Origin of the sequence: Dyadobacter sp. OTU695 (assembly GCF_038440355.1) — a bacterium.
Taxonomy (GTDB): Bacteria; Bacteroidota; Bacteroidia; order Cytophagales; family Spirosomataceae; genus Dyadobacter.
Window position 1 is genome coordinate 255,064 of the sequence record NZ_JASATN010000011.1, and the last position, 10,156, is coordinate 265,219.

The window sequence follows — 10,156 nt, forward strand, 5'->3', positions numbered from 1 at the left end:
AGATTTATGTTGACCCTTTACGGAATCCCGAATTGCGATACCATTAAAAAAGCCCGTACCTGGCTCGACAAAAACAAGGTGCCTTACCAGTTTTACGATTACCGGAAGGACGGCATTAGTCCGGAAAAAGTAAGCAGCTGGTTCAGCGAGTTTCCCTGGGACAAAGTTTTGAACAAAGCTTCAACGACCTGGAAGGAGCTTAGCGAGGAAGAAAAAGCAAAAGTTACCGATGCGAAATCTGCTGCAAAACTGCTGTCATCGAATCCTACGGCCATTAAACGCCCGGTAATCGAAGACGAAAACGGCAAAGCGCTGACACTGGGTTATTCCGAAAAAATCTACGAAGAAACCTATCTCAAATAGGCTTTACGCAAACGATCACAACTTTCGACTGATCGGCGAGGGTGGTGGCGAACAAATAATGGCCGCCACCATCTTTCAGTTTCCACTTCTTTCTTAATTCTTCGGGTTTTGCGGGGAAATTGCGGGTGGTAATGTTCGCCTTGTCGCCCGGGATGTGTTGTGATATTTCGCGGATGTCGGGCTTGCAAATCGCCAGTATTTTGAAACTGCGGCCCGGGAAGTCTTCAACATAACTTTCCGAAGTATAGAGCTGACTATGCATGGCCAGTTTCTGTAAATTAAATCTGGAAGCTACTGTTTTGAACGCGCCAGCTTTCAGCACCGCGGCGTGAGGTTCATATAAATAGCCTGACGGTTTGGCATATCCAACCACGGCCGACCGCTCTTCCTCCCGGTCGAAATCGAGCTGGTGGAGGGGGCGACCGACTGAATCCACAATGCGGACTTTTATTTTGAAATTCTGCCCGGGCATTTCGCGGTCGAGGACAAATAGCAATTCCTTGCATTCCTGCTCATAGCCTATTATGTGTACTTCTTTGAGTTTTTGAAGCTCTTTGGAAGCAAGATCGATGTCCAGCAGGGGAGAAGTTTTGATTAAAATATGCGGGGCCGCATTCAAAAGCAACCCGCTGTTTCCCGCCACGTCGGGTGTGCAATCGGCGAGGCGTACTACTTTTTCCTTATTGGCATCACGGCGGGCGGGATCGGCATAGAGCCAGTCGGCTGTCAAACCATCCCGCAATGCAACAAGCGACTCGCCTGCGTGTACCTGTATGCGTGATGCGCCCAGCTGCGCGAAGTTGTATTCGGCAGTGGACGCTACCTCGGGTTGTTGTTCAAAATAGTGGGCTTTCGTGAAACTGGCACTCATATAGTAACAGTCGATACCCATGCCGCCGGTAATATCGATCAGCGTATTGCCCGAAACAATTCCTGCTTTGTAATGCGCCGTCGCCTCCGAAGAGCATTGTTCGACGGACAAAGCAGGCGGGAAGATCAGTTTTTCATTAGCCGACCATTCAGGCAGCTTTTTCAAGGCCTTCTGCCGCGACTGGATCTGAGCCGCCAGTTTCTTCACATCCAACCCTTTGAACTTGCCGGCTTTCAAGATCAGTTCGCCGGGGTTATCGTACAAATGCTCGCGGATGAATGCGATCTCCGCAGCCGTTAATCCCTGGTGTGCGCCAGGTTCCGCAGCCAATTCTTGCCCTTTGCTCATTTGGTCAACTAATTCGAAGCCCGAAAGTACATCTTTTTGCCGAGCGCATACAATACCGGGACTCAACGGACCGAATTTGAAATATTATTAGAATGATAACAGTTATCGACTTTTTACTATCGATTGATTATCAATAAAATGGCCTTCAAGTGTCCGTAATACAGTTTCTGTGCAAGTAGGACTAACCAAATGAAAATTATAACTTGGCAGTCAAATCCTAAATTTCCTGTTAAAACCTTTATTTATCATGAGAATTAAGACCTTTGAAGAGTACAAGGTTGCTTACCAACAAAGTGTAGAGGATCCCGAAGGTTTCTGGGCAGAAGTGGCCCAACAATTTCAATGGCGTAAACCGTGGAAAAAAGTGCTTAGCTGGGACTTTCAGGAAGCACGTACAAAATGGTTCGAAGGCGGTGTGATGAACATCACCGAAAACGCCCTCGACCGTCACCTTGCCGAGCGCGGCGATCAGCCAGCGATTATCTGGGAGCCCAATAATCCCGAAGACCAGGCGGTGACGCTCACTTACCGCGTTTTGTTTGAACAAGTCTGCCGTGTCGCCAATGTGCTCAAAAAGCATGGTGTGCAAAAGGGCGACCGCGTTTGTATATATCTGCCAATGGTGCCTGAGCTGGCGATTGCCGTGCTCGCCTGTGCACGCATAGGCGCAGTGCATTCGGTAGTTTTTGGAGGTTTTTCCGCCAAATCCATCGCCGACCGTATCAACGACGCCGAATGTTCGATGGTCATCACTTCCGACGGCGCTTTCCGTGGCTCGAAAGTGATCCCGATGAAGGACACTGTGGACGAGGCATTGGTACAATGCTCGACCGTGAAAAAGGTGATCGTGCTTACGCGTACCCGTACACCGGTACACATGCTTAAAGGCCGCGACCTGTGGTGGGAGGACGAGGTGAAGCAGGTAAATTCAGTATGCCCTGCCGAGCCGATGGATGCCGAAGATATGCTTTTCATCCTCTACACATCCGGTTCAACCGGTAAGCCGAAAGGGGTTGTGCATACCTGCGGAGGCTATATGGTCTACGCCACTTACACATTTGCGAATGTATTCCAGTACGAACCCGGCGAAGTGCATTTCTGTACCGCCGATATTGGCTGGATCACCGGGCACAGCTACATCGTGTACGGTCCGCTTTGCTACGGTGCCACTACGGTCGTGTTCGAAGGAGTGCCTACCTACCCGGATGCAAGCCGTTTCTGGAAAATCGTTGAAAGACATAAGGTTAATATCCTTTATACCGCACCAACTGCCATTCGTTCGCTGATGGGCTTTGGTCTGGACTATGTAAAAGGGCATGATTTCTCTTCTTTGAAAAAATTGGGTTCAGTTGGAGAGCCTATCAATGAGGAAGCATGGCATTGGTACAAAACCAACATCGGCGGCGATCAATGCCCGCTGGTCGACACCTGGTGGCAGACGGAAAACGGCGGTATCATGATTTCCCCGTTGGCCGGCATTACACCTGAGAAACCGACATTTGCTACATTGCCACTACCGGGAATTCAGCCGGTGCTTGTGGATGAAAGCGGCAAGGAAATCGAAGGAAATGGCGTGAGCGGTAACCTTTGTATCAAGTTCCCGTGGCCGGGTATAATCCGCACTACCTACGGCGACCACGAGCGTTGCCGTCAAACCTACTTCTCGACTTATCCGGGCATGTATTTTACCGGTGACGGCTGCTTGCGCGACGAGGATGGGTACTACCGCATTACCGGTCGCGTCGACGACGTATTGAACGTATCCGGCCACCGTATCGGCACTGCCGAGGTGGAGAATGCAATCAATATGCACCTTGGCGTAGTAGAATCGGCCGTGGTCGGTTACCCGCACGACATCAAAGGGCAGGGCATTTACGCGTACGTGATCACCGAGCATACGCCGGAGGATCCCGAAATGTTCAGAAAGGACATTTCAGCCACCGTTTCCCGCATTATCGGTCCGATCGCGAAGCCTGATAAGGTTCAGTTTGTTTCAGGTCTGCCGAAAACGCGTTCCGGCAAGATCATGCGCCGTATTCTGAGAAAGATTTCGGAAGGAGATGTGAGCAATTTGGGCGATACATCCACCTTGCTCGATCCCGCCGTTGTAGACGAGATTAAAGCGGGGAAATTGTAAGATTAAAATATTGTTCGTGCGACAGGAGGCCCCGCTGGGGCCTTTTGTCGTGTTGGGACGCCGGTTTTTCCTACAAACAGGAGATGCCTCTGGCATCGCGTTGTGCAATATGTCTGGTCGCCACTGCCTTGCTTTGATTCCCGCCGATTGAAAAAGCGAAGACGCAACCGCAGAGCGGTTCCCTGTTTGTAGCAAGCGGTTTGGTCAATAAGAGGCCCCGCCGGAGCCTCTACACAGGAGACGCCTCTGGCATCGCGTTGTGCAAATATGTTTGGTCGCCGCTGCCTGCTTTGACTCCTGCCGATTGAAACGCGAAGACGGAACCGCAGAGCGGTTCCCTGTTTGTAGCAAGCGGTTTGGCCAATAAAAAAGGCCCCGGCGGGGCCTCCTACGTCTCGAAACGTAAATTTATACATTTCAAAACAAACATTATTTGATTTTAACCGAACTCACTTTATCCGCGGCGCAGCCACACCCTTTGGCGCATCCGCCGCTGTTGCGCCGGTCGAATGCTTTCCAGATCCGCCAGCCCATGTAACCGGCCGCGATCAGAAACAATACCCAAATGATGATTTGCTGCTCCATGCCTTTCTAACGGTATTTTACTGCCAATTGTTCCGCTGCGCCAGCCTGAATGCATGCTGGTAATGGTGCTCGCTATGCCACGCATAGTTTGCGATCACTTCGTCGAGGCGGAACGATTTTTGGGAACCAGGGTGAAAATAGGTTCTTGCCAGATCGTTTTCATCCAGTGAGTTGAGCAGTAATACCCACCGTAAGTGCACGTATCGCAGCAATTGCAGCGACAGTTCAACCTGTGCCGTTTTCGCATCCGGCAGCTCGGCCCACAAATGCTCTTCGTAAGGCTTGATCACCGGGTTATCCTCCGTCATGGCCAGCCTGCAACGGGTGTACGCATTGATATGGCTGTCTGCCACGTGGTGGATCAACTGCCTGACAGTCCAGCCGTCGGGGCGGTAGGGCGTATCCAGCCGATGATCGTCCCAATTGCCCAGCAGGTTAATAAACTTCGAAGGCAATGCGCTGATAATCTGAATATTCGATTTGATCTCGGACACTGAATAGCTTTCCTGTGACTGAAATTCGCCGATCGGATAGCGGAGTTCGTTTAAGTCCATAGTGGTGGTAATTATAATGATTGAATGAGTTAATGAGTTAATGAACGAATTTGTAAACAAGTGACCGGCCCTTCTGACTACCTGACTTTCCTGACCTCTTGACTTCCCGACCTCTCAACTCTCTGACTTCTTAGCCAATGGCCGCCGTCACTCAGAAATTCTCACTAATGACCTGAACGAGCTCGGGATGCGCGCCGGGGGCTGCTGCGATGATGTCGCCTCCGAAAAGGTAATTATCGCCGCCTTGGAAGTCCGTTACAATGCCGCCGGCTTCCTTAATGAGCAGCGTTCCGGCGGCCATATCCCAGGAGTTCAGGTTGTATTCGTAAAAACCGTCGAAACGGCCCGCTGCTACGTATGCCAAATCTACCGCTGCGGCGCCCATCCGGCGAATACCGTGCGTTTTTTGCATGAGCAATTCGAGGATATACATGTAGCGTTTTTGTTTTTCGAAACGGTAGTAAGGGAAACCGGTTGCGACCAGCGCATCGGCCAACTGTGGAACAGTCGATATCCTGATATTCTTCCCGTTACACCATGCTCCGCCGCCTTGCCAGCCGTAGAACATTTCGTTCAGGCTCGGTTCGTGGATCACGCCCAAAAGCAACTCTTTCCCGCGCGCAAGGCCTACGCTCACGCAATACACAGGAATTCCGTGAATGAAATTAGTAGTGCCGTCAAGCGGATCGATGATCCAGTTCAGCGCGGCAGGATCAGGCTCCTGTCCGGTGGTGCCTTCCTCAGTAATGAAGCTGGCTTCGGGAAGGAGTTCCTGCAAGCCGGCTACCAACAGTTTTTCGGCTTCTTTATCGACGTAAGAAACCAGGTTGTTTAGGTCTTTATACTCGATTTTATCACGGGAAAAAAGGGCTGCTTCCTGCTGGATAAATGAGGACGCCTGCCTAACTATTTCAATGGTTTTTTGTGTCAGCAACTCCAGATCCATACTCAATTACCTTTATTTTTGAAAGTGAATTGTTCATATAGTAAACCCTGATGATCAGCATCGCCAGGATGGGTATCAGCACCAGGTTGTGCTTTGCGAGATTGCCCGTCGCGCAAAGTAAGAGAAATGCATAAAAGATCAACATATACTGAAACCAACCGGGTTTCCGATCTTTCGAAAGGAAAAAAATAAGCGGCATCCAGAGCGGAAATGCCCAGAGTATATCGTAGTTATAGGCGGTAACACCGTGATTGGTCCCGAACCAAAGCAGTAATATGATCCATCCGGCAAGACCGGCAATGCCGAAAAGTATTTTATCAAAGACAAAATTGAGATTGTTGACCCTGATCTGCCAGTAGGTAAATGCCAGCGTCAGGGTAGCGAGCGACCAGAAAACGACCGTTGGTGTAAGCGGACTGGGGGGCGGAAACGCGGCCGCTTTGAATATTTCCCGGGTTTCGGAAACGAGCGGTGCAGTGCCAGCGGGCGTTTTAACTTTCGCATCGGCAAATGCAGCTGCGAGGTTATCTGGCAGGAAAGTCGCTTGCTCGGGTGTTGCAATCTCGTCGGATGGTGCGCCTATGGCCAGGTCCATTCCAAAGTCTGCCCAGGGGTTTTGCTTGAATGCATAACGGTCTATCCACTGGCGGAAGCTCAGTTTTTCTTTGGTATACCCGTTGTAAATCAGGCTGTCGCCTACGGCCGCTTTCAATGCGACGGTCATGCGGGTGGCGCAGTTGTCGTAGAAAAATTTGTACTGATATTCCCGGTTCTCAGGCAGGTAATTGTTTTCGAGAAAGTTATAAAGCCTCTGCTTTTGAGGAATGGAAAGATTTAAAACCTGCTCGGAAATGGAGCGGTTTTCTTCCTGATAATGCGCGACTTGATAGGAAAGCGGCGAAACGGAAACGCTGTAAGGCAATGTCCCTCTGAGGAATTTTACATAAAAATTACCTTCCTGAAAGCTGAATGTGCCATAATTGAACGCACGGTCGACGCCTGTCGCCGGATCGTAAACCCAGAGTACGCTATGCCCGAAGCCGGAGTAAAGCTCCTGGCCCGGCGCGATGGTAACGAGACTGATTTTTGCGGTAGGGCTTAGTATCCCGAACTGCGCCTTGGAAACGACAGGTGTTGCAAGCCAGAAAAGGCATACCAGCATTGATAACCGCAGCAAATGCCATTGGAATACAGACCGGCTTTGCCTTGAACAGGAGGGGAAATGCATATTTTTAATGAAACGGTTAATCCTCATCTTCGTCGGATTTTCTTTTGTCATCTGCCTTGCCGGCCACTACGATCACAATTTCGCCTTTTACCGGTTTGTCTCCAAAATGGGCGATGACTTCTGTAACAGTCCCACGCACGTTTTCCTCAAACATTTTACTCAATTCCCTCGAAACACAGACCTGCCTGTCGGCGCCGAAATGCTCGGCAAATTGCAGCAATGCCTTTACCAATCGGTGCGGCGATTCATAGAAAACCATCGTCCGCTCCTCGTTAGCCAGGTTTTGCAGCCGTGTTTGCCGCCCTTTTTTATGGGGTAGAAAGCCTTCGAATGTGAAACGATCGTTCGGCAGGCCGGAGTTGACCAATGCGGGTACGAATGCGGTCGGCCCGGGCAGGCATTCCACAGGCACGCCCTCGCGTATACACGCGCGCACGAGCAGAAAACCCGGGTCGGAAACGGCGGGTGTGCCGGCATCGGACACGAGTGCCATCGTCTCGCCCTTGCGAATACGTTCCACTACGCGGGCGACCGTCTGGTGCTCGTTATGAATGTGATAGCTGTGTAAGGGCTTTGAAATGCCAAGATGTTTGAGCAGGTTCCCGGACGTACGGGTATCTTCTGCCAGGACCACATCAACGCTTTTCAGCACATTGATAGCCCTTAATGTAATGTCTTCGAGGTTGCCGATGGGCGTGGGTACTATATAAAGTTTCATGCGTTATAAATCCGGTCGATCGCCGAGGCCAGCTTGTGGTCCTTTTCGGTTACGACGTCACCGGCATCGTGGGTATTCAATTCAAAACTAACCTTATTGTACATATTTGTCCAGTAGGGATGATGGTCCATTCCGTTTACAACATCGGCCACTTTGTTCATAAAGGCAAAAGCTTCGCGGAAATCCTTGAACGAATAGCTTTTTTTGAGTTTGTTGTCTTCTTCCTTCCACATGGTTTTCGGTGTTTTGATGTGTTGTTTTCCTTCAAAATACTCGTGCCATTCCATGGGCATTCCACCTTTCTGGCCGGATTTCCGGAAACGAATATAGTGTTAATCTAGCCGATTCCATACCGATCAAGTATATTTGAACTTTGGCCGGTTGCAAAAGCTTTAGAGATTATACGTGCCGGTGGGCATGTCGGCCAGAGGCCTCCGAATAGCGGGCACGAAGCAGGAGCTTCGCACCATATTGAAGTAAAAGATTATAATAAACATGGTCTCTGAAAGGGACAAGCATTATGAAAGTAGAACTAGTCCGCGTAGATGACGCCTTCCATTTTGAAGGCACCGGTTCCTCCGAAGTAAAAGTACATACCGACGGCTCGCCCGAGATTGGCGGCCAGAACCTCGGCGTGAGGCCGATGGAGCTGTTGCTGATGGGCCTCGCAAGTTGCAGCGCTATCGATGTGGTGCTGATCCTGAAAAAGCAGCGCCAGGAAATCACCGATTTTCGCATTGTGGCCGACGGCGACCGCGAGCAGGAACCGGATACGCAGCGCAAGCCATTCCGCAAGATCCATTTGACGTTCAAATTCGCAGGTAACAACCTCGATGAAAGCAAGATCAACCGTGCGATAGGTCTTTCGATGGAAAAATACTGTTCCGCAACGGCCCAGCTGGAAGCGCTGGCAACCATTACTTACGACGTTGAAATCGCCTCAGTTTAAATAGATCAGCATGCAACAATACCACGACCTGCTGCGCCACATTCTCAAAGAGGGCGTCAGGAAAACCGACCGCACCGGCACGGGCACGATCAGCGTTTTTGGCTACCAGATGCGTTTCGACCTCAAAAAGGGTTTTCCGCTGGTAACCACCAAAAAGGTACACACCAAATCGATCATTTACGAGTTATTGTGGTTTTTGCAGGGCGATACCAATATCCAATATCTGAAAGACCACGGCGTGTCGATCTGGGATGAATGGGCCGATGAAAACGGCGACCTCGGACCGGTTTACGGCAAGCAATGGCGGAGCTGGCAGGGTGCGGACGGCAAGTCTGTCGACCAGTTGAAGGAAGTTTTGAAACAACTTAAAAATTCTCCGGACTCCCGCCGCATTATCGTGTCGGCATGGAACCCGGCGGAATTGCCGGAAATGAAGCTGCATCCGTGCCATGCATTGTTCCAGTTTTACGTGGCGCCGCCGGATACCGAAGCTGGCGAGACGAAGGGTAAACTTTCCTGCCAGCTTTACCAGCGCAGCGCAGATGTGTTCCTTGGGGTACCATTCAATATCGCGAGCTATGCGTTGCTGACGATGATGATCGCGCAGGAATGCGGCCTCGATCTGGGCGATTTCGTCTGGACTGGCGGCGATACTCACATCTACCTGAATCATTTGGAACAGGTGGAAACGCAACTCAGCCGCGAACCACGCGAGTTGCCGCAGATGATTTTGAACCCGGAAATAAAGGATGTGCTGGACTTCAAATTTGAGGATTTCGAACTCCGGAACTATAACCCATGGCCGGGGATCAAGGCCCCGGTAGCCGTCTAACGATCGCCGGGATGAGTATTCAATACATATTAGAGATCGTCGGTACGTTCGCATTTGCGATTTCCGGCGCATTGGCTGTGAAGGATCAAAAGCACCAGGATTGGTTTGGTGCGAGCTTCACAGCCTTTATTTCGTCCATCGGCGGCGGTACGCTCCGCGATGTGTTGCTGGGAAGTTATCCATTGGTGTGGATCAACGATATTACCATTATCCACGCCATTATCCTGGGCATTCTGGTTACATTCATTTTTTACAAATTTCTGCTGAGATTGCGGAAAACGCTGTTCCTGTTCGATACTTTCGGGATCGCGCTGTTTACCCTAGTAGGCACAGAAAAGGCATTGCATTTAGGCGTAAGGCCGGAAATCGCTGTGATTATGGGCGTTTTTACGGCCACGATGGGTGGGGTGATCCGTGATATGATGACGAATGAAATTCCCATCATTTACAGAAAAGAAGTGTATGCGACCGCCTGTTTTACCGGCGCGTGTTTTTACCTGCTGCTAAGCGAATTGGGCGTTGAAAGAAATACCACATTCATCTCTTCCGCCATTGTTATTATCGTGATCCGCATTCTGGCAGTGCGGTACCAATGGAGTGTTCCCCGGTTTTTCAGGTAAAGAGG

12 protein-coding genes are annotated in these 10,156 nt (G+C 50.5%); 5 read left to right on the forward strand and 7 right to left on the reverse strand.

The window, feature by feature from the left end; genetic code table 11:
- The first annotated feature begins 6 nt into the window (after positions 1-6).
- Positions 7-363, forward strand: coding sequence for an ArsC family reductase (locus tag AAHB90_RS20590; RefSeq protein WP_342087083.1), 357 nt, complete (start codon positions 7-9; stop codon positions 361-363).
- Here AAHB90_RS20590 and AAHB90_RS20595 read toward each other — a convergent pair.
- A complete protein-coding gene (locus AAHB90_RS20595; RefSeq protein WP_342087084.1) occupies positions 356-1,582 on the reverse strand; it encodes a THUMP-like domain-containing protein in 1,227 nt (408 codons plus the stop codon). The two genes, AAHB90_RS20590 and AAHB90_RS20595, sit on opposite strands and share 8 nt — an antisense overlap.
- A 247-nt stretch (positions 1,583-1,829) precedes the next feature.
- On the opposite strand from AAHB90_RS20595, the gene acs reads away from it, so the two are divergent.
- The gene (gene acs / locus AAHB90_RS20600) at positions 1,830-3,719 is read left to right on the forward strand and encodes an acetate--CoA ligase (RefSeq protein WP_342087085.1); all 1,890 of its coding nucleotides are present in this window, start codon (positions 1,830-1,832) and stop codon (positions 3,717-3,719) included.
- A 429-nt stretch (positions 3,720-4,148) separates the two neighbouring features.
- Here acs and AAHB90_RS20605 read toward each other — a convergent pair whose 3' ends face one another.
- The 6 genes from AAHB90_RS20605 to AAHB90_RS20630 all read right to left on the reverse strand — a co-directional run bounded on the left by AAHB90_RS20605 (position 4,149) and on the right by AAHB90_RS20630 (position 7,983).
- Positions 4,149-4,304, reverse strand: coding sequence for a FeoB-associated Cys-rich membrane protein (locus tag AAHB90_RS20605; protein ID WP_342087086.1), 156 nt, complete (start codon positions 4,302-4,304; stop codon positions 4,149-4,151).
- Between the two features lie 17 nt (positions 4,305-4,321).
- Positions 4,322-4,858, reverse strand: a complete 537-nt coding sequence (locus tag AAHB90_RS20610) for a YfiT family bacillithiol transferase (RefSeq protein WP_342087087.1) — start codon at positions 4,856-4,858, stop codon at positions 4,322-4,324.
- Between the two features lie 151 nt (positions 4,859-5,009).
- A complete protein-coding gene (locus AAHB90_RS20615; RefSeq protein ID WP_342087088.1) occupies positions 5,010-5,804 on the reverse strand; it encodes an inositol monophosphatase family protein in 795 nt (264 codons plus the stop codon).
- Positions 5,770-7,059, reverse strand: coding sequence for a lipoprotein N-acyltransferase Lnb domain-containing protein (locus AAHB90_RS20620; RefSeq protein WP_342087089.1), 1,290 nt, complete (start codon positions 7,057-7,059; stop codon positions 5,770-5,772). The genes AAHB90_RS20615 and AAHB90_RS20620 overlap by 35 nt, the downstream gene beginning before the upstream one ends.
- Positions 7,049-7,750, reverse strand: a complete 702-nt coding sequence (gene rsmI, locus AAHB90_RS20625; RefSeq protein WP_342087090.1) for a 16S rRNA (cytidine(1402)-2'-O)-methyltransferase — start codon at positions 7,748-7,750, stop codon at positions 7,049-7,051. The genes AAHB90_RS20620 and rsmI overlap by 11 nt, the downstream gene beginning before the upstream one ends.
- Positions 7,747-7,983 carry a 4a-hydroxytetrahydrobiopterin dehydratase gene (locus tag AAHB90_RS20630; RefSeq protein ID WP_342087091.1) on the reverse strand — a complete coding sequence of 79 codons (237 nt, stop codon included), beginning with the start codon at positions 7,981-7,983 and terminating at the stop codon, positions 7,747-7,749. The genes rsmI and AAHB90_RS20630 overlap by 4 nt, the downstream gene beginning before the upstream one ends.
- 287 nt (positions 7,984-8,270) lie before the next feature.
- Between AAHB90_RS20630 and AAHB90_RS20635 the strand changes: the two genes are divergently transcribed.
- From AAHB90_RS20635 to AAHB90_RS20645, 3 genes are read left to right on the forward strand one after another with little or no spacing between them, the layout of a single operon-like run.
- Positions 8,271-8,699 (forward strand): OsmC family protein, encoded by a 429-nt coding sequence (locus AAHB90_RS20635; protein WP_342087092.1) that lies wholly within the window; start codon positions 8,271-8,273, stop codon positions 8,697-8,699.
- 10 nt (positions 8,700-8,709) lie between these two features.
- The gene (locus AAHB90_RS20640; protein WP_342087093.1) at positions 8,710-9,531 is read left to right on the forward strand and encodes a thymidylate synthase; all 822 of its coding nucleotides are present in this window, start codon (positions 8,710-8,712) and stop codon (positions 9,529-9,531) included.
- Between the two features lie 11 nt (positions 9,532-9,542).
- Entirely contained in the window at positions 9,543-10,151 is a 609-nt protein-coding gene (locus AAHB90_RS20645; RefSeq protein WP_342087094.1) for a trimeric intracellular cation channel family protein, read from the forward strand.
- Positions 10,152-10,156 lie beyond the last annotated feature (5 nt).

Coding starts and splice junctions, on each gene's coding strand:
- acs (WP_342087085.1), top strand. CDS start 1,830: ATGAGAATTAAGACCTTTGAAGAGTACAAGGTTGCTTACCAACAAAGT.
- AAHB90_RS20640 (WP_342087093.1), top strand. CDS start 8,710: ATGCAACAATACCACGACCTGCTGCGCCACATTCTCAAAGAGGGCGTC.
- AAHB90_RS20615 (WP_342087088.1), bottom strand. CDS start 5,804: ATGGATCTGGAGTTGCTGACACAAAAAACCATTGAAATAGTTAGGCAG.
- rsmI (WP_342087090.1), bottom strand. CDS start 7,750: ATGAAACTTTATATAGTACCCACGCCCATCGGCAACCTCGAAGACATT.
- AAHB90_RS20630 (WP_342087091.1), bottom strand. CDS start 7,983: ATGTGGAAGGAAGAAGACAACAAACTCAAAAAAAGCTATTCGTTCAAG.
- AAHB90_RS20635 (WP_342087092.1), top strand. CDS start 8,271: ATGAAAGTAGAACTAGTCCGCGTAGATGACGCCTTCCATTTTGAAGGC.
- AAHB90_RS20590 (WP_342087083.1), top strand. CDS start 7: ATGTTGACCCTTTACGGAATCCCGAATTGCGATACCATTAAAAAAGCC.
- AAHB90_RS20620 (WP_342087089.1), bottom strand. CDS start 7,059: ATGAGGATTAACCGTTTCATTAAAAATATGCATTTCCCCTCCTGTTCA.
- AAHB90_RS20610 (WP_342087087.1), bottom strand. CDS start 4,858: ATGGACTTAAACGAACTCCGCTATCCGATCGGCGAATTTCAGTCACAG.
- AAHB90_RS20645 (WP_342087094.1), top strand. CDS start 9,543: ATGAGTATTCAATACATATTAGAGATCGTCGGTACGTTCGCATTTGCG.
- AAHB90_RS20605 (WP_342087086.1), bottom strand. CDS start 4,304: ATGGAGCAGCAAATCATCATTTGGGTATTGTTTCTGATCGCGGCCGGT.
- AAHB90_RS20595 (WP_342087084.1), bottom strand. CDS start 1,582: ATGAGCAAAGGGCAAGAATTGGCTGCGGAACCTGGCGCACACCAGGGA.